Here is a 20,033-nt window from a genome sequence, read left to right on the forward strand (position 1 = left end):
TTCGAGCTGGAAGCCGATAAGCCGCGCACTTCATGATTTTTGTTTATGCATGTCATTATCTCAAATCCGCCGAACGCCCTCGGGTCAGGCCCGAGTGCAGGCTTTTGGGCGACATGCAAGAGTTTGGGAGACCGAGGCTATGGCCGCCGACAAGAATGCATTCGTCTGGGATGATCCTTTCCTGATCGAGGACCAGCTTTCGGAAGACGAACGGATGGTGCGCGACGGTGCAGCGGCATTCGCCGCCGACAAGCTCGCCCCCAGAATCGAGGAAGCCTATCTCGAGGAAAAGACCGATGCTGGGATCTTTCGCGAGATGGGCGAGGCGGGTCTGCTTGGCCTCACCATCCCGGAAGAATATGGCGGGCTCGGCGCCAACTACGTCACCTATGGGCTGGTGGCGCGGGAAGTCGAGCGCATCGACTCGGGCTATCGCTCGATGATGAGCGTGCAGTCGTCGCTGGTGATGTATCCGATCCATGCCTATGGCTCGGACGCGCAGCGCAAAAAATACCTGCCGAAGCTGGCGTCAGGCGAATGGATCGGCTGCTTCGGCCTGACCGAGCCGGATGCCGGTTCCGACCCCGGCGGCATGAAGACGCGGGCCGAAAAGACCGCGAACGGCTACAAGATCTCCGGCTCGAAAATGTGGATTTCCAATGCGCCGATCGCCGACGTGTTTGTCGTCTGGGCGAAATCGGCCGCGCATGACAACGAGATTCGCGGCTTCGTGCTGGAAAAAGGCATGAAAGGCCTGTCGGCGCCGAAGATCGGCGGAAAACTCAGTCTTCGCGCGTCGATCACCGGCGAAGTGGTGATGGAAGGCGTCGAGGTCGGCGAGGACGCGCTGCTGCCGAATGTGTCGGGCTTGAGGGGGCCTTTCGGCTGCCTCAACCGGGCGCGCTACGGCATTTCCTGGGGGGCAATGGGCGCGGCGGAGGATTGCTGGCACCGGGCCCGCCAATATGGCCTCGACCGCAAGCAGTTCGGAAAGCCGCTGGCCGGCACGCAGCTGTTCCAGAAGAAGCTCGCCGACATGCAGACCGAGATCGCGCTTGGGTTGCAGGGCAGCTTGCGGGTCGGGCGGCTGATGGATGAGGGCAAGATGGCGCCGGAGATGATCTCGATCGTCAAGCGCAACAATTGCGGCAAGGCGCTCGACATTGCCCGCCAGGCCCGTGACATGCATGGCGGTAACGGCATCCAGATCGGCTATCATGTCATGCGCCACGCGCAGAACCTGGAGACGGTCAACACTTATGAGGGCACGCATGACGTGCATGCGTTGATCCTCGGGAGGGCGCAGACGGGATTGCAGGCGTTTTTCTAAGCGACCCCTAGGCCGGCAACGCTGCTTAAATTAGGTGCAGCGCAACATCTCTGCTTGGAGAATGGCCAGCATTTGTGTCAGGGTTCGGCGAATTCGTTTGAAACGCCGACTTTCGAGGCCACATGGCAATTCTGGCAGCCGTCTATCACCTGACCCATTACAAATATGACCGGCCGGTGGTGCTTGGTCCCCAGGTCATCAGGCTGCAGCCGGCGCCGCATTCCCGCACCAAGGTGCTCAGCCATTCGCTGAAGGTCGAGCCGGCGAACCACTTCGTCAATCTGCAGCAGGATCCCTACGGCAACTTCCTCGCCCGCTTCGTGTTTCCGGAACCGGTGACGGAGCTGAAGATCGAGGTCGACCTCGTCGCCGATATGACGGTCTACAATCCGTTCGATTTCTTCGTCGAGCCGTCGGCCGAAATCTTTCCGTTCGAGTACCCGGAAGAGATCAGCGCCGATCTCGCCATCTACCGGACGCCGGAACCGGCCGGACCGCTGCTGTCGGCGTTCCTGCAAACCATCGATCGCCACACAACCAACACGGTCAATTTCGTTGTCGACCTCAATGCGCGCCTGCAGCGCGAGATCGCCTATATCGTGCGCATGGAAACCGGCGTCTTTTCGCCGGAGGAAACGCTGGCCGCCAAGAAAGGCTCATGCCGCGATACGAGCTGGCTGCTGGTGCAGATCCTGAGGAACCTCGGCATCGCCGCGCGCTTCGTTTCCGGCTACCTGATCCAGCTGAAGCCCGACCTCGTCGCGCTTGACGGACCGCCCGGCACTGCCGTCGACTTCACCGATCTCCATGCCTGGTGCGAGGTTTACCTGCCGGGGGCCGGCTGGATCGGCTTCGACCCAACCTCCGGCTTGCTCACCGGCGAAAGCCATGTGCCTCTCGCCGCAACGCCGCATTTCCGCAACGCCGCGCCTATTTCCGGCATGGCGAGCTTCGCCAATGTCGAGTTCGGCTTCGACATGCGGGTCGATCGCATCGCCGAGCATCCACGCATCACCAAGCCATTCTCCGACGAAAGCTGGCAGGCGCTTGACGCGCTGGGCAACCAGGTTGACGCCGCGCTCGATGCAGGGGACGTGCGGCTGACCATGGGTGGCGAGCCGACCTTCGTGTCGATCGACGATTTCGAGGCGGAGGAGTGGAACACCGCCGCGGTCGGCCCGACAAAACGCGAAAAGGCCGATGCGCTGATCCGCCGGCTGCGTGAGCGTTTCGCGCCCGGCGGCTTCCTGCACTACGGGCAGGGCAAGTGGTATCCGGGCGAAAGCCTGCCGCGCTGGACCTTCTCGCTGTACTGGCGCGCCGACGGCGAGCCGGTGTGGAGCGACCCGTCGCTGATCGCACGGGAAAACAGCGAAGCAGATGAAGCAGGCGAAGCAGATGTCGGGCCGAAGCAGGCTGAAGGCCTGCTGACGGCGATTGCCGCTGAACTCGGCATCGACAAGACCATGGTCAGCGAAGCCTATGAGGACCCGGCCGAGTGGCTGCTCAAGGAAGGCAAGCTGCCCGACAATGTCGATCCGTCCAATTCGAAGCTGGAGGACCCCGAGGAGCGCAGCCGCATGGCGCGGGTGTTCGAGCGCGGCCTGACCAAGCCGTCGGGCTATGTACTGCCTGTCCAGCGCTGGAACAGCCAGGCGTCGGGACCGCGCTGGCGTTCGGAGAGATGGAAGACGCGGCGCGGCAGGCTGTTTCTGGTGCCGGGCGATTCACCGGTCGGCTACCGACTGCCGCTGGGCACGCTTCCCTATGTGCCGCCGGCGCAGTTCCCCTACATCGTGCCGGTCGATCCTTCCCTGCCGCGCGGGCCATTGCCGGCGCGCGAGGCTATTGTGCCTGAAGCCGCTCCTTTGCCCGGGGCCACTGCAGCCGAATTGGAAGGCGCCGACGAAATGGCGCGCCGCCAGCAGGCGGCGTCCTTCACCGCCGCGACCGGCCAGCAGGACCGTGTCGAACAGGAGATCACCGAGATCGGCGGCGCGGTGCGCACCGCGCTGTCGGTCGAGCCGCGCGATGGACGGCTTTGTGTGTTCATGCCGCCGGTCGAGGCGCTGGAAGACTATCTCGAACTGGTCGCGGCGGCCGAGAACGCGGCAAAGGCTATCGGCCTGCCGGTGCATATCGAGGGCTACGGCCCGCCGCATGATCCGCGTCTCAACGTCATCCGCGTGGCTCCGGATCCCGGCGTCATCGAAGTGAACATCCATCCGGCTGCCAACTGGCAGGACTGCGTGGCGACGACCGCAGCGATCTACGAGGAGGCGCGGCAGACGCGGCTCGGCGCCGACAAGTTCATGATCGACGGCCGCCATACCGGCACCGGTGGCGGCAACCATGTCGTCGTCGGCGGCGCGACGCCTAACGACAGTCCGTTCCTGCGCCGCCCCGACTTGCTGAAGAGCCTGGTGCTGCAATGGCAGCGCCGTCCGTCGCTGTCCTATCTGTTCTCAGGCCTGTTCATCGGCCCGACCAGCCAGGCGCCGCGGTTCGACGAGGCGCGCCACGATTCGCTCTACGAGCTCGAGATCGCCATGGCGCAGGTGCCGCATCCGGACAAGGGTCGGGCCCCGCTGCCGTGGTTGGTCGACCGGCTGTTCCGAAATCTTCTGACCGACGTGACAGGGAATACCCACCGCTCGGAAATCTGCATCGACAAGCTGTTTTCGCCGGACGGGCCGACCGGCCGGTTGGGGCTGGTCGAGTTCCGCGGCTTCGAAATGCCGCCCAATGCGCGCATGAGCCTCGCGCAGCAATTGCTGGTGCGCGCCATTATCGCCCGCGCCTGGAAGAACCCGCTCGATGGCCGCTTCGTGCGCTGGGGCACGTCGCTGCATGACCGTTTCATGCTGCCGCACTATGTCTGGGCTGACTTTCTCGACGTGCTGGACGACCTCAAGCTGAACGGCTTTGAATTCCGTCCCGAATGGTTCGACGCGCAGCTCGAATTCCGCTTCCCGTTCTGCGGCGAGGTCCAGCATGCCGGCATCAAGCTGGAACTGCGGCAGGCGCTGGAGCCGTGGCATGTCATGGGCGAGCAGGGCGCCATCGGCGGAACCGTGCGCTTCGTCGATTCCTCGGTCGAGCGGCTGCAGGTGAAGACGGAAGGGCTCAACCCGGAGCGTCACGCCGTCGTCTGCAACGGCCGCATCGTGCCGATGAAGGTGACCGACACCAGAGAGATCGCGGTGGCAGGGGTCCGCTTCAAAGCCTGGCAGCCGGCATCGGGGCTGCATCCCGCGCTGCCGGTCAACACGCCGCTGGTCTTCGACATCTACGATCGCTGGTCGGGCCGGGCCATCGGCGGCTGCATCTACCATGTCGCGCATCCCGGCGGGCGCAGCTACGACACCTTCCCGGTCAACGGCAACGAAGCGGAGGCGCGACGGCTCGCCCGCTTCGAGCCGCGCGGCCATACGCCGTCCGGCTACGTGCTGCGCGACGAACAAGCCTCTGAGGATTTCCCGATGACCCTTGACCTGCGGCGGCCTGCAAGACTCTGATCAGCCATGGCAAAGGGGAATCACAAGAAAATACGCGGCAGGCCGCACAACCTGTTGGAGCACTACCAGCCGATCGACGGCGTCGTCGACGAGATGGTCGATGCATCAGGCAATCCCCGTCCGGTCTGGAAGGAGTTCATCGAGGCACTCGAAGAACTGGGGCCCGAAAAGCTCGCCCAGCGCTTCGCCCGCGCCGACCAGTATCTGCGCGACGCCGGCGTCTATTACCGCGTCTACGACAAGGCTGGCGCCAATGAGCGCGAATGGCCGCTGGCGCATGTACCGCTGCTGATCGAGGAGCAGGAATGGGCCGCGATCAGTGCTGGCCTGGTTCAGCGGGCCGAGCTGTTCGAGGAAACGATCGCCGATATCTACGGGCCGAACCGCCTGGTCGAGAATGGCATCCTGCCGGCGGGGCTGATCGCGGCCAGCCCGGAATATTTGCGGCCGGTCGTCGGCACCAGACCGGCCAGCGGCCATTTCCTGCATTTCTGCGCTTTCGAGCTCGGCCGTGGACCGGACGGCCGCTGGTGGGTGCTGGGTGATCGCACGCAGGCGCCGTCGGGTGCCGGCTTTGCGCTGGAAAACCGCGTCGCCACCACGCGCGCGCTGTCCGACATCTATGGCGAGATGCATGTGCACCGTCTTGCCGGCTTCTTCCGTCGCTTTCGCGACGCGCTGAACGGCATGGCCAAGGTATCAGGCGGCCGTGTCGCCATCCTGACGCCGGGGCCGCTCAACGAAACCTATTACGAGCATGCCTATATCGCCCGCTATCTCGGCATCATGCTGCTTGAAGGCGAGGATCTGACCGTCTCCGGCGGCCGGCTTATGGTGCGCACCGTTTCAGGGTTGATGCCGGTCAGCGTGCTCTGGCGACGGCTCGACGCCGCCTTCGCCGATCCGCTGGAGTTGCGGCCGGATTCTCAGATCGGCACGCCAGGGCTGGTCGAGGCGATTCGCCGGGGGGCCGTTTCAGCCGTCAACGCGCTCGGCTCCGGGCTGATGGAAACGCGGGCGATGTTCGCCTTCCTGCCGAAGATTTCGCGCGAATTGCGCAACGAGGAGCTTCTCTTGCCGAGCGTCGCGACGTGGTGGTGCGGGCGGGACACGGAACGCGACCATGTGCTGGCCAATCTCGACCGCATGGTGATCGGTCCGGCGCTGTCGACACGGCTTGCCTTCGAGGACGACGATTGCACGAGGCTTGGCTCGGCGCTGGTTGCCGGGGAGCGGGCCGAACTGATAGCCCTGATCGAACAGAACGGCGGCGACTTTGTCGGACAGGAAGCGGTGACGCTTTCGACCACGCCGGTCTATGTCGGCGGCTGGCTAGAGCCGCGGCCAGCAGCCCTGCGCGTCTATCTGGCGCGAACGCCGGAAGGCTGGACGGTGATGCCCGGCGGTTTTGCCCGCGTCGGCTTTTCGCTCGACCCGACGGCCATCGCCATGCAGCGCGGCGGCCAGGCGGCGGATGTTTGGGTGGTCAGCGACAGACCGGTGGAGCGCGAGACGCTGCTGCCGCAAGAGCATGACAGCTTCACCCGTACATTACCGGGCAGCCTGCCTAGCCGCGCGGCGGAAAACCTGACATGGCTCGGCCGCTATATCGAGCGATCGGAAGACACGGTGCGCATCCTGCGCGCCTATCACGTGCGGCTGGCCGAGGCCTCCGACCCGGATATGCCGCTGCTTGCCGATATCAGAGACTATCTCGAACCGTTCGGCATAGACGTCGAAACCGCGATCCCGCCGGGGCTGATCGGCACCTTGGACAGCGCCGTCTACAGCGCCGGACAGATTCGCGACCGCTTCTCGCCCGATGGCTGGCTGGCGCTGAAGGATCTGTCGAAGACCATTCATCAATTCGCGACAACGGTGGCGCCGGGCGATGATGCGACGCGGGCGATGACGGTCATCCTGCGCAAGCTCGCCGGGTTTTCCGGCCTGCTGCATGAGAATATGTACCGCTTCACCGGCTGGCGCTTCCTGGAGATCGGCCGGCGGTTGGAACGCGGCATCCAGATCGCCCGCACGCTGGCCCGGTTGACCAGGACTGCGGCGCCGGACGGCGCGCTCGACATGATGCTGGAGATCGGCGACAGCGTCATGACCCACCGGCGGCAGTATCCGGTGCAGGCCGGCCGGCGCACGGTGATCGACCTCCTGGTGCTCGATCCGCTCAACCCGCGCTCCATCCTGTTCCAGCTCGAGCGGCTGAAGGCCGAAATCGCGCTGTTGCCTGCTGTCGGCGGGGAGGTGCATATGTCGCCGGCGGCGAAAAAGATCCTGCAGCTCAACACGGCAATCGCCATCAAGGAGCCGTCGGACATGACGGCGCAGGCCCTGGCCGATCTCGCCAACGAGATCGGCGGCCTCTACAACAGCCTCGCCAAAGCCTATTTCGGGTAGGGACGGGTTCGGATAAGGCGGGCATGCTCTACGACATCAGGCTCAATCTGCGTTACGATTACGATGCTGCAGCCGGCGGCGGCCGCCATCAGGTGCGTGTGCTGCCGCCGACGATATCGGGCGTGCAGCGCGTGATCGCCGCTTCGCTGTCCTTCGTGCCGGCGCCGAGCGAACGCTCGGATTTTTCTGATTTCTTTGGCAACAATGTCACGTCGATTGCCTTTCGCGACGTTCACGATGCGCTCGACATCAGGATGAGCGCGCGCGTCGCGGTTTCGCGGCCGGAACCCGGGCTTGACGTGTCGCCCGACATTCGCCGGCTGAGGGAGGAACTCGACGCGGTGCGGTCGCTGTCGCCTGATACACCGCATCATTTTCTGGCCGCCAGCGACCATGCCGGCATCGATGCTGATATCACGGGTTACGCGCGGAGCAGTGCCGGCAACTCCGCTGTCAGCACGGCCATGGACCTGTGCAGCCGTATCTACCGCGATTTCACCTATGATGGCGAGGCGACTACGGTGCAGACCCGGGCAAGCGATGCCTTCGACCTGAAGCGGGGCGTCTGCCAGGACTTTTCGCATATCATGATCGCCGGCCTGCGCGGCCTGGGTGTCCCCGCCGGCTATGTCAGCGGGTTCCTGCGCACCATTCCGCCGCGCGGAAAACCGCGGCTGGAAGGGGCCGACGCCATGCATGCCTGGGTGAAGGTGTGGTGCGGGCGCGACACCGGATGGCAGGAGTTCGATCCGACCAACGGCATGCGGGCAAGCAACGACCACATCACCGTCGGCCACGGCCGCGACTACTCGGATGTCGCGCCGATCGTCGGCATCCTGAAGACGACCGGAGGGCAGGTCGGCGAGCAAGCGGTCGACGTCATTCCGGTCGTGCTCGAGAAAGCATGACGGCAGGCGATGCCGCATCGATTTGTAAACGCTGAACATAGACGGAAGACGGGTTCTCATGCGGTGAGCCTGACATGTTTGTGAAAGCCATGGCGGAACCAGCGGCCGGTCCGGCGCTTATCTATGGGAAAAATTCCGTGGAGAGGATATGCTGGACAAATCCGGGTCGTCGTCTGGCCAATCGGCTGCCAGGGAGGTTGCACCAAAGAACGGGGCGCCGAAAAATGGGTCGCAAGCCTCTGCCGATCGAGCCTCACTCACCTACATCACTGACGCTGAGCCCGGTATCCGCTGTTTTAGGACTGGCAGGGGATTTTCATACAAAGGACCTGACGGGCAGGGTGTCGACGACGACACTATGGGCCGCATCAGGGCGCTCGCCATACCGCCGGCGTGGACGGATGTGTGGATCTCGCCGGATGCTGACGGTCACATCCAGGCGACGGGCCGGGATCAGCGTGGGCGTAAGCAATATCGGTATCATGCGCTGTGGGCGGAGGAGCGTGACGGCGTCAAATATTCGAGCCTGGTTGCCTTCGCAGAAAGCCTGCCTGAGTTGCGGCGCCAGATCGATGCCGATCTGCGCCGTCACGGCCTGCCGCTGGAACGCGTTGTCGCCGCTGTGGTCTGGCTGCTCGACAGCACGATGATCCGCGTCGGCAACGCCGCCTACGCTCGCGACAACAACAGCTTTGGGCTGACCACGCTGCGCGACCGCCATGTCGACGTCAATGGCTCGAGCCTGCGTTTCGCTTTCAAAGGCAAGTCCGGCAAGGAATGGAAGCTGAAGCTCGTCGATCGCCGGATTGCCAGGATCGTGCGCGGGGCGCAGGATCTGCCGGGCCAGAAGCTGTTCCAGTATCTCGACGAGGACGGAAGCAGGCGACCGATCCGCTCCGACGATGTCAACCGCTACATCAGGGAGAACGCAGGAGACGATTTCAGCTCCAAGCATTTCCGAACCTGGGGCGGCACCATCCATGCTGCGTCACTGTTTGCGCAAACCGAACGACCCGAAAGCCAGGCACAACAGAAGCGGGTGATGAACGGCGTCATCGACAAGGTGGCCGAGCGGCTGGGCAACACGCGCGCCATCTGCCGCAGGTGTTACATCCACCCGCAAGTTTTCGAAGTCTGGTCCGAAGGACGGCTGCTCAGCGAAATGGCGGATGTGAACAAGCGGAAGCGATCGATACCCGGTCTTGATGACGAAGAAGCCCTCGTTCTGAGATGGCTGAAGGCGCAGGAAAGCTGAACCGAACAGAGCAGCCACAGGCCTTCATTGTCCTGGCAGGACGTAATTTTTTTATCGACGTTATGTCGGGATCGGTCCTACTGTTTCGTCCTTTGACAGAGAAAAGGACGCACCCATGCTCTACGCTATCCTCTGCTATGCCTCCGAAGACGTCGTCTGCTCCTGGAGCAAGGAACAGGACGATGCCGTCATGGAAAAACTCCTGGGCGTGCAGGAAAAATACGCTCAGGCCGGCCGGCTTGGCCCGGTGGCGCGGCTGCTGCCGACAACCGCTGCAACAACGCTGAGAAAGGTCAAGGGCGAAGCGGTCGTCATCGACGGACCATTTGCCGAAACCAAGGAACAGTTCCTCGGCTTCTACACGCTCGAATGCGCCGATCTCGACGAGGCCGTCGACTTTGCGCGCGAACTTTCCGAGGTCAACCCGAGCGGCGGCTCCTACGAAATACGGCCGGTCTCGCTCTTCAACCCCGCCAGGATTCCCGCATGACCGATCTCACCTGGATCAGCACGGCGATCAGCACGGCCCGCCCACAGGCGATGGGCGCGCTGCTGCGCTACTTCCGCGATCTCGATGCGGCGGAAGAAGCTTTCCAGGACGCGTGCCTGCGAGCTCTGAAGAACTGGCCGACAAACGGCCCGCCGCGCGATCCGGCAGCCTGGCTGATCTTCGTTGGCCGCAACAGCGGCATCGACGCGGTGCGCAAGCGTGCCAAGCAGGCGCCGCTGCCGGAAGAGGACCAGATCTCCGATCTGGAGGATGCCGAGACTGATATCGCCGAACGGCTGGACGGCGCGCATTACCGCGATGACATATTGCGGCTGCTGTTCATCTGCTGCCATCCCGACCTGCCGGCGACGCAGCAGATTGCCGTGGCGCTGCGCATCGTTTCAGGCCTGAGCGTCAAGCAGATCGCCCGCGCCTTTCTCGTCGGCGAAAGCGCCATGGAGCAGCGCATCACACGTGCCAAGGCGCGCATCGCCGATGCCGGCGTGCCGTTCGAGACGCCCGGTGCGGTCGAGCGGTCCGAACGGCTCGCCGCCGTCGCCGCCATGGTCTACCTGATCTTCAACGAAGGCTATTCGACCAACAGCGGTGAGGCGCCGGCCCGGGCGCCGCTCTGCGAAGAGGCAATCCGGCTGGCCCGGCTGCTGCTCAGGCTGTTCCAGACCGAGCCGGAGATCATGGGCCTGACGGCGCTCTTGCTTCTCCAGCATGCGCGTGCGCCGGCGCGTTTCGACGAGAACGGCGAAATCGTGCTGCTCGAAGACCAGGACCGCAGCCTGTGGAGCCGCAAGATGATCGACGAGGGGCTGGCGCTGGTCGATAAGGCGCTGCGCCATCAGAAGCCCGGTCCCTACCAGGTGCAGGCGGCGATCGCCGCCCTGCATGCGCGGGCGGAAAAGCCCGAGGACACGGACTGGAACGAGATCGAGCTGCTCTACAGCCTGCTCGAGCAGATGCAGCCGTCGCCGGTGGTGACGCTCAATCGCGCCGTTGCGGTGGCCAAGGTGCGCGGGCCGGAAGCGGCACTTGCCATGATCGAGCCGTTGGAACAAAGGCTTTCCGGCTATTTCCACTTCTTCGGCCTCAAGGGCGGACTGCTGATGCAGCTCGGTCGTGGTGAGGAGGCGCGCATCGCCTTCGACCGCGCCATTGCGCTTGCCAATACGGCCGCCGAGGCGGCCCATATCCGCATGCACATCGACCGGCTGATCAAGGAAGGCGCCGCGCGGGGAACCGCGCAGACAGCGCGCTGAGCCGACTCGCTGGTTCAACGGTCTGACTTTGGCTTAGACCATGCCGGGGTGGTGATTTTTCCCTGAAACGAGTAATGCCACGCCATGACAGCGCCTGATGTGCCGATCGGCACAGGGACGGCATGGCACAAGGCTTCGACCGACGCCATATGAGCGACGGGATCTGAAAGGGACAGAGAATGACGATTGCGAAGGAAACAGCCGGGCTACTGGCGAAACTGGGCGTCGCCGAGGATGCGCTTTCGGGCGGCGATCTTATCGTGCGCAGCCCGGTGACGGGCGAGCAGATCGCCGCGCTGAAGACGATCTCGCCAGCCAGTGCGGCAGAGACCATCGACAAGGCGCATAAAGCCTTCCAGGCTTGGCGTCTGGTGCCGGCGCCGAAGCGCGGCGAGCTGGTGCGGCTGCTTGGCGAGGAGCTGCGCACGCACAAGGTCGAGCTTGGCAGGCTGGTGTCGATCGAGGTCGGCAAGATCCCGTCCGAAGGGCTCGGCGAAGTGCAGGAGATGATCGACATCTGCGATTTCGCCGTCGGCCTCTCCCGGCAATTGTACGGCCTGACCATCGCCACCGAGCGGCCCGGCCATCGCATGATGGAGACCTGGCACCCGCTAGGCGTCGTCGGCGTCATCTCCGCTTTCAACTTTCCTGTCGCCGTGTGGTCGTGGAACGCCGCGCTTGCGCTTGTCTGCGGCGACGCGGTGGTGTGGAAGCCGTCGGAAAAGACACCGCTGACGGCGCTCGCCTGCGAAGCGATCTTCAAGCGCGCGGCAAAGCGTTTCGGTGATGCTCCGGAAGGCTTGACGTCGGTGCTGATCGGCGACCGCGCCGTCGGCGAAATTCTGGTCGATCACCCGAAGGTGCCGCTGGTCTCGGCCACCGGCTCGACCCGCATGGGCAGGGATGTCGGTCCGCGGCTGGCAAAACGCTTTGCCCGCGCCGTGCTGGAGCTCGGCGGCAACAATGCCGGCATCGTCTGCCCGACCGCCGATCTCGACATGACCTTGCGCGCCATCGCATTCGGCGCCATGGGCACGGCCGGCCAGCGCTGCACGACGCTCAGGCGCCTGTTCGTGCATGATAGCATCTATGATGCCTTGGTTCCGCGCCTGAAGAAGGCCTATGAAAGCGTCTCGGTCGGCAATCCGCTGGAGACATCAGCGCTGGTCGGACCGTTGATCGACAAGTCAGCCTTCGACAGCATGCAGAACGCATTGAAGGAAGCCGCCGCTCACGGCGGCAAGGTGACCGGTGGCACGCGGGTCGAGAATGGCCATCCCGACGCCTATTACGTTCGTCCGGCGCTGGTCGAGATGCCCAAGCAGGTCTCGCCGGTGACGGAAGAGACCTTCGCGCCGATCCTCTATGTGATGAAGTACTCGGATTTCGACGCCGTGCTCGATGAGCACAACGCTGTCGGAGCGGGGCTGTCGTCGTCGGTCTTCACCCGCGACCTGCAGGAATCCGAGCGCTTCCTCGGCGTCGACGGGTCCGACTGCGGCATCGCCAACGTCAACATAGGCACATCGGGGGCAGAGATCGGCGGTGCCTTCGGTGGCGAGAAGGAGACCGGCGGCGGCCGCGAGTCGGGCTCCGACGCCTGGAAGGCTTACATGCGGCGCGCCACCAACACGGTGAACTATTCCAAGGCGCTGCCGCTGGCCCAGGGTGTATCCTTCGACATCGACTAGGCTGGTGAGGCCCTTGTCGTGGCGGCTGCGCCAATAGCTGCCACGATTTATCTCGGTCGCCGTTCAGCGGCTTCCGGGAGATCGAAAACAGTCTGCGAAAGCCGCATCAATGATGGCGAGCTCGGGACTTCGGCGCTAGTAAGGGTGCTTGGCCGCCGCAAGATTGCTTCCAGAAATCACACATGTTGACGTTAATTTAACACCATTGTATGGTCTATTCCGTTGGTTCGGAATTCCCAACGGGTGTTCGGCGGTTGCTTCGCCGGGCAACTTTCCCCGCCGTCGTCAAGCGCTATGCACCAAAATCCTACTCGCAACGCGTACCGGCAAGCGATGAGCTGAGAGGTAGCCATGTCCAGCCTGCTTGGGATCGACAACGGCCTGACGGTGACGAAGGCGGTGATTTTCGACGCCGACGGTTCGCAACTGTCGGTGGCGCGCCGGCGGGTGCCGCAATCGATGCCGCACGCGCGCTGGGTCGAACGCGACATGGCCGGCCTCTGGCAGGCGACAGCCGAGGCGATCCGGGAAGCCATTGCCTTGGGCGGCCGGCCGGCCAGCGACATTAAGGCGGTGGCGGCGACCGCGCATGGCGATGGCCTGTACCTGCTCGACAGCGATCGCCGGCCGCTAGGCCCCGGCATATTGTCGCTGGACAGCCGGGCGGGCGAAATCGTCGACAGATGGTCGCGAGGTTCGGTCTTCGCCGAAGCGCTCGCCCTGACCGGCCAGGTGCCGCACGCTTCCTCACCGTCGTCGCTGCTGGTCTGGTTGCGGGAGCACGATCCGGAACGCTTCAGCCGGGTCGCGCACATACTCGCCTGCAAGGACTGGCTGCGTTTCTGTCTGACCGGCACCATCGGCACTGACCTCACTGAGGCGAGCACCTCGTTCACCAATGTGCGTACGCAAAGCCATGTGCCGGAGGCGATGCGCATTTTCGGTCTTGAGGCATTGTTTGAAGCCTTGCCGCCGATGATGCATTCGGCCGACATCGTCGGCTACGTCACCACCGATGCAGCGGCGCTGAGCGGGCTTGCTGAAGGCACGCCGGTCGCTTGCGGCCTGCATGATGTCACTGCCTCGGCGCTTGGCATGGGCGGCCACGAGGAGGGCGTGGTCAGCATCGTCGCCGGCACCTATTCGATCAACGAAATAGTCTCCACCGAGCCGCGCGTCGACCTGCGCTGGTTCTGCCGCAATGCTATTGATCTTGGGCGTTGGAACAACATGTCGATCTCGCCGGCCTCGACGGCGAATTACGACTGGTTCCTCGACACGCTCTGCTGCCCGGAACAGGACGAAGCAAAAAGGACCGGCGGCTCGATCCACGAGATGCTGGCGGCAGAGATCGACATTGCGCTTGGCAGGCCTTCGACCATCTTGTTCCATCCCTATCTGTTCGGCTCGCCTTACGGCAATGCCGCCAGCGCCAGCTTTCTCGGCCTGCATGGCTGGCATGATCGCGGCGACATGCTGAAGGCAGTGCTGGAAGGCATCGTCTTCAACCACCGCACGCACGTCGAAGCGCTGCGCGACGGCTTTGCCGTTCGTGAGGTGCGGCTCACCGGCGGCGGGTCGCGCAATCCGGCCTTCGCGCAGATGTTCGCCGACGTGCTCAATGTGCCGGTCATCGTGACGTCGACCGACGAGGCGGCTGCCTTCGGCGCAGCCCTTTGTGCCGGCGCCGCGGTTGGCCTGTTTGCCTCACCGCAACAGGGGGCGCGCGCCGTCAGCAAGACGAGCCATGAATATCTGCCCGACGCGGCGCGCAATGCGGTTTTCGAGGACCGTTTTTCTCTCTATTGCCGCATTGCCGAATCGCTCAAGCCGCAATGGCTGGAGATCGAAAGGCTGGCGGGGCAAAGCATTGAGGGGGCTGCATGATCAAGGCCGACGAACGGCGCGAGGAAATCGCCGACTATGTGATCAAATTCGGCCAGGTGCGCATCGACGACCTGGTCGAGCATTTCGGCGTGTCGCGGATGACCATCCACCGCCATATCGACCAACTGGCGCACCAGGGCGTGCTGCGCAAGCTGCACGGCGCGGTGACGGTGCAGCCTTCCGGCCTTTATGAAAGCGCTTTCCGCTATCGGGTGACGGTCGGCAGGGCCGAGAAGGATGCGCTGGCGCATGCGGCGCTGGATTATGTCGAGGCCGGCCAGGCCGTCATGCTGGACGATTCGACCACGGCGAACGCGATCGCTCCACTGCTGCCCGACATTAAGCCACTGACCGTCATCACCAACAGCGTCGCGACTGCAGCACTGCTGACCAATGTCGACGATATCGACTTCATCTGCCTGGGCGGTCAGTACCACCGCACCTACAATGCCTATATCGGCATCGTCTGCGAGAATGCCGTGGCGCAATTGCGCGCCAATCTTCTGATTTGCTCGGCTTCGGCGATCTCAGGCACCACGGCCTTCATCCAGGACCAGCATGTGGTCCGGGTCAAGCAAGCGATGGTCGCTGCCTCGACCAGGCGCATTCTTGTCGTCGACCATTCCAAGTTCGACAAGGTCGCCCTGCATGTTTTCGACGATCTGACCCGTTTCGACGCGGTGCTGACGACCGACGGCGTAAGCGACGCGCAGGCGCAAAAACTCGAACGAGCCGGCGTAAAACTGAGCATCGTCAAGATGGCTCAGTCATGAGCCCTTCCGGCGACGCAGGCGCATCGGACCCTGTGTCGGATCCCGGCGCATCCGACCCCGGCTCAGCCGACCCCATCGACCGCCTCGCCTTTATGAACAAGACGGGCGACGTCGACGTCGTCATCCTTGGCGCCGGCATCAATGGGGCTGGCTTGTTCCGGGATCTGTGCGCGCAAGGCGTCAGTTGCCTGATCGTCGACAAGGGCGATTTTGGCTCGGGCACAAGTGCTGCGCCATCGCGGCTGATCCATGGCGGCCTGAAATATCTCGAAACGGGTGAGTTCGGGCTGGTGGCACAGTCGACGCTGGAGCGCAACCTGCTGTTGAAGAACGCGCCGCACTATGTCAGCCCGCTGCCGACAATCATCCCGATCTTCTCCTGGAGCAAGGGCATGTGGGCGGCGTTGCGCACGCTGCTGGGCTCGACCAGCGCACCGCGCAGCCGCGGCGCCGTCCTCATCAAGATCGGCCTGACGATCTACGATTTTTATGGGTCGCGGCATCGTGTCATGCCGCGCCACCGACTGGTCGGGCGACGGCGGGCGCTGAGCGAGATACCGGCACTGACCAGGTCGATCGTCGCCACCGGCATCTATTACGACGCCAAGATCAGCCATCCCGAAAGGCTGGTGCTCGAACTGATCACCGACGGGCTGGCAACAAATGCCCTCGCCGCGGCCGCCAACTACACGACGCTGGTTTCGTCGTCCAATGGTGTGCTGACTTTCCAGTCAAAAGGCGGGGGCCAGTCAAAAGACGGGGGTCGGTCCGAGAACGGCGCCGTATTTGCGGTGCGGCCGAAACTGGTCGTCAACGCCGCCGGTCCGTGGATCGACGATGTCAACGCCTCGCTCGGCGCGCCATCGAAAATGATCGGCGGCACTAAGGGCTCGCATATCCTTTTGAAGCACGACGAACTGGTACGAAGCCTGGCAGGCCGCATGCTCTACTTCGAAGCCGACGACGGCCGCATCTGCCTTGTCTACGACTATCTCGGTCTGGCGCTCGTCGGCTCGACCGACATCCAGGCCGACAGCCCGGACACAGTACGCTGCGAGCCGCAGGAGATCGACTATCTGCTCGAAAGCGTGCGTGCGCTGATACCGGGCATGAGCTTTGGACGCGACCAGATCGTCTATGCCTATAGCGGCATCAGACCGTTGCCTGCATCCGACGCCTCTGTCCCCGGCTTGATCAGCCGGGATCATTCGGCACCGGTCGTCGAGCCGGAAGGTTCGCGTCCGTTTCCGATTATCTCGCTGGTCGGCGGCAAATGGACGACGTTCCGCGGCTTTGCCGAGGAGGTTGCCGACACGGTACTCGACCGGCTGGGACGCGGCCGCAAGGTCACCACGCGATCGATGCCGATCGGCGGCGGCAAGGGTTTTCCAACCGAGCCTGCGGCGCGAGCTGCCTGGCTGGCGGATGCCAGATCGGCTTCGGGCGCCGACGAACGCCGTCTCGACCAACTTCTGTCGCGCTACGGAACCAAGGCGTTGCCGATCGCCCGCCACCAAAGTTCAGGAGACAATGAAGATCGCCTGCCGGGGGCAAGCGACTACGGCACATCCGAAATCGACTACATCGTTCGTAATGAATTCGTCGAGCATCTGGCCGATATCGTCATGCGGCGCACGACCCTGGCCATTGGTGGTTCCCTGACCATGAGCGATTTGAAGCAGATCGCCGCCATTGCCGGCCGTGCACGTAACTGGGACCCGCAGCGGATGTCCGACGAACTCGATGCCGCTGTCGCGCAGCTCAGCGACAGGAATCTGATGCGATTGTGATGGCGCCCTGATTTGGGACGAACATCTCGCGGGTATGCGCTGTTTTCAAAAAATACCACACGAAAACAGCATATTAAGCTTTGTTGACAGGTGCCCATTCTCCGGCAGTGCCGGAGAATGGGCAAAATATCACATGTCTTGACGTGAATTTAACACTAACGTATGGTCGATTTTGTGCCTGAGGCCTGACTGTTCCGAAAGGCTTCGGCTCGTGAGGAATTTCTTGCTTACGGCGGTTGGGCTGACGAACCAGCGCATGCAATCGCGGTCACACGATCGTGCAGCCGAATACCGGCTGGGTTCTCGGCCGCAATCAACTGCTACGCGACAAAGTTCCTCTCGATGACGCCGGCTGCACGCTGATCCCGGTGAAGGCGGATTGACAACGACATGAACGCGTGAAAAATTTTTCAACTTAAGATAATAATATCATCTCGGGAGGAGATGGAATGAAATCCAGCAGCGCCGCCAGTGGTGATCGTGACCTGATCGGCGTCATGCCGCAGGTCGTTGCACCATGAGTTCGCAGCCCGCTACCACGATCAATCGGCGGGTCGGCGTTCGTTGGATTGTCGCCGCGGCCGCGATCCTGATTTTGCTCGGCGCGATGGTTCTCGACACCAAGGTCGTCATAATTGGTTCGGCGGAGGACGCGCGAAAGGCTGCGTTCTCCCCGGAAGAATACGGCAAGTCCGAGTTTCCGAAGGTTCAATCCGCCGTGGAGCAGCGCGCGGTGAACGCCGCTACCCTTGCGTCGGCCATCGCCAAGGACAAGGCGGCGGCAGAGAAGGAGTACGGCGTGCCGGCCAATGTCGGTACGGAATTCTCGGTCAAATTCACCGGCGTGGTCGGTGAGGGAAAGTCCGGCATCTACGCCGTCAAGGTCAACGAGGTTCCCAGCACTTTGGTCATTCGAGTGCAGACGGGTCCGGCGATCAACGGAACCGATCTGCGCGATGCCACGGGAACGATCGCCTTCGGGCAATTCACCAACCAGATCGAGTATCAGAACGCAGGATCGGCCTTGAACAACGAGATGAAGAAGCAGGTGTTGTCGGCCATCGACAATACCAAGCTCACCGGGAAGACGATTTCGGTGATCGGCGTCTTCAAATTGATCAATCCCAAGGGGTGGCTCGTCACACCCGTAAAGCTGAGCGTTCAATGAATGCGGCGCCTCAATTCGAGCCGGCGGCCGGCGACACCGTGCTCGCGGCGCGCAACATCGTAAAATCCTATGGCGGAACGCATGCCCTCAAGGGGGTCAATTTCGACATCCGCCGTGGCGAGGTCACCACGCTGTTCGGAGAGAATGGCGCCGGCAAGTCGACGCTGATGAAGATCCTTTCCGGTGTCGAGACGCCGACGTCCGGAAGCATCGAACTCGATGGCCGTCCTGTCGTCTTCTCCTCGACCGTCGACGCGCGGGGTCGAGGCATCTCGATAATCCATCAGGAGTTGAGTCTCGCGCCCAATCTGAGTGTGCGCGACAATATTTTCATGGGCCGTGAGTTGCGGGGCGCGACCGGCCTCGACTTCGCGGAAGAGGCTCGTCAGACGCGGATGCTGATGGGCGATCTCGAGGAAGACATCGATCCGATGACCTTGGTGCAGGATCTACGCCTGGGCCAGCAGCAGATCGTCGAAATCGCACGCGCTCTCTCCGTCGATTCACGCATCCTGATCATGGACGAGCCTACCTCCGCATTGAGTGCGACCGAGGTGGAGGTGCTGTTCAAGGTGATCCGGGACCTGACCGCCCGCGGTGTTTCGATCGTGTACATCTCCCATCACCTCGAAGAAGCACTGCAGATCACCGACCACGCCGTGGTGCTGCGCGACGGAGCGATCACGGCGACGGCCAATGCGAAGAACATCGATCTCGAATGGATCGTCCGTAACATGGTGGGCGAGAACTTCGACCTGGGATCGCCGCCCACGGGATACGCATTCGGCGACGTTGCCCTGTCAATCGACGATGTGAGCGTCGCCGATGTTTCGGGTTCGGACCGCCTGGTCGTCGACCGGCTGTCGCTCGATGTCCGCGCGGGCGAGATCGTCTGCATTTACGGGCTGATGGGCGCGGGGCGCACGGAATTGCTGGAGTGCGTCGCCGGACGATTGCCGGTGACGGGCGGCCGGGTCTTGCTGGAGGGCGACGACATCTCCCGCCTCAGCATTGCGGAGCGGATAAACAGGGGGCTTGTGCTGGTGCCTGAGGACCGCCAACGCGACGGGCTGGTCCAAACGATGACCGTGGGGGCAAATCTGTCGCTCGCCAGCATTGGCGCCTTCGTCAAGGGGATGCTGCTTTCGCGGTCGCAGGAGCGGTCGCTGATCGACGGAACCATTCGCGATGTGCGCGTCAAGACGGCGGGCGCAGGCGCGCCCATCGGATCGCTGTCCGGCGGCAATCAGCAGAAGGTCGTCATCGGCAAGATGCTGACCACCGACCCCAAGGTCATGCTGCTTGACGAGCCCAGTCGCGGGATCGATGTCGGCGCCAAGGCGGAGGTGTTCCGGCTGCTCGGCGAGCGGGCCGCGCAGGGGCTCGCGGTCGTCTTCTCGACCTCGGAAGTCGCCGAGTGCCTTGGTATCGCGCACCGGATCATCGTCATGCGCCGAGGCAGGATTTCGGCTCAGTTCGGCGCCGACGTGACGAAAGAGCAGATCATGGCCGCCTCGGGCGAGGCCGTGCTCGTCTGATC

General features: G+C 63.3%; 13 protein-coding genes. All 13 read left to right on the plus strand.

The genetic code is table 11. From position 1 onward, the window contains the following. Positions 1-139: 139 nt before the first annotated feature. Positions 140-1,330 carry an acyl-CoA dehydrogenase gene (locus AC0L3N_RS21185; RefSeq protein ID WP_473549363.1) on the plus strand — a complete coding sequence of 397 codons (1,191 nt, stop codon included), beginning with the start codon at positions 140-142 and terminating at the stop codon, positions 1,328-1,330. 122 nt (positions 1,331-1,452) lie between these two features. Beyond that, positions 1,453-4,848 carry a transglutaminase family protein gene (locus AC0L3N_RS21190; protein ID WP_473549364.1) on the plus strand — a complete coding sequence of 1,132 codons (3,396 nt, stop codon included), beginning with the start codon at positions 1,453-1,455 and terminating at the stop codon, positions 4,846-4,848. A gap of 6 nt (positions 4,849-4,854) precedes the next feature. Further along, positions 4,855-7,260 carry a circularly permuted type 2 ATP-grasp protein gene (locus tag AC0L3N_RS21195; RefSeq protein ID WP_473549365.1) on the plus strand — a complete coding sequence of 802 codons (2,406 nt, stop codon included), beginning with the start codon at positions 4,855-4,857 and terminating at the stop codon, positions 7,258-7,260. A gap of 23 nt (positions 7,261-7,283) precedes the next feature. After that, entirely contained in the window at positions 7,284-8,168 is an 885-nt protein-coding gene (locus AC0L3N_RS21200) for a transglutaminase family protein (protein WP_473549366.1), read from the plus strand. A gap of 148 nt (positions 8,169-8,316) precedes the next feature. Then, complete coding sequence (locus AC0L3N_RS21205) at positions 8,317-9,423, plus strand: DNA topoisomerase IB (RefSeq protein WP_473549367.1); 1,107 nt, start codon at positions 8,317-8,319, stop codon at positions 9,421-9,423. 115 nt (positions 9,424-9,538) lie between these two features. Continuing rightward, positions 9,539-9,913, plus strand: coding sequence for a YciI family protein (locus tag AC0L3N_RS21210; RefSeq protein ID WP_192358717.1), 375 nt, complete (start codon positions 9,539-9,541; stop codon positions 9,911-9,913). After that, positions 9,910-11,184 (plus strand): RNA polymerase sigma factor, encoded by a 1,275-nt coding sequence (locus tag AC0L3N_RS21215; RefSeq protein WP_473549368.1) that lies wholly within the window; start codon positions 9,910-9,912, stop codon positions 11,182-11,184. The genes AC0L3N_RS21210 and AC0L3N_RS21215 overlap by 4 nt, the downstream gene beginning before the upstream one ends. A 179-nt stretch (positions 11,185-11,363) precedes the next feature. After that, positions 11,364-12,875, plus strand: a complete 1,512-nt coding sequence (gene amaB, locus AC0L3N_RS21220) for an L-piperidine-6-carboxylate dehydrogenase (protein WP_473549369.1) — start codon at positions 11,364-11,366, stop codon at positions 12,873-12,875. 351 nt (positions 12,876-13,226) lie between these two features. Beyond that, the gene (locus tag AC0L3N_RS21225; RefSeq protein WP_473549370.1) at positions 13,227-14,762 is read left to right on the plus strand and encodes an FGGY-family carbohydrate kinase; all 1,536 of its coding nucleotides are present in this window, start codon (positions 13,227-13,229) and stop codon (positions 14,760-14,762) included. Next, positions 14,759-15,535 (plus strand): DeoR/GlpR family DNA-binding transcription regulator, encoded by a 777-nt coding sequence (locus AC0L3N_RS21230; RefSeq protein ID WP_123149611.1) that lies wholly within the window; start codon positions 14,759-14,761, stop codon positions 15,533-15,535. Before AC0L3N_RS21225 ends, AC0L3N_RS21230 begins: the two co-directional genes overlap by 4 nt. Positions 15,536-15,627: 92 nt before the next feature. Then, positions 15,628-17,325, plus strand: coding sequence for a glycerol-3-phosphate dehydrogenase/oxidase (locus tag AC0L3N_RS21235; protein ID WP_473549395.1), 1,698 nt, complete (start codon positions 15,628-15,630; stop codon positions 17,323-17,325). A gap of 517 nt (positions 17,326-17,842) precedes the next feature. Then, on the plus strand, positions 17,843-18,493 hold the full coding sequence (locus AC0L3N_RS21240; protein ID WP_473549371.1) for a DUF2291 family protein: 651 nt from the start codon (positions 17,843-17,845) through the stop codon (positions 18,491-18,493). Continuing rightward, on the plus strand, positions 18,490-20,031 hold the full coding sequence (locus AC0L3N_RS21245) for a sugar ABC transporter ATP-binding protein (RefSeq protein WP_473549372.1): 1,542 nt from the start codon (positions 18,490-18,492) through the stop codon (positions 20,029-20,031). The genes AC0L3N_RS21240 and AC0L3N_RS21245 overlap by 4 nt, the downstream gene beginning before the upstream one ends. The last annotated feature ends 2 nt before the right edge of the window (positions 20,032-20,033 follow it).

Source organism: Mesorhizobium sp. WSM4807, from assembly GCF_055811615.1.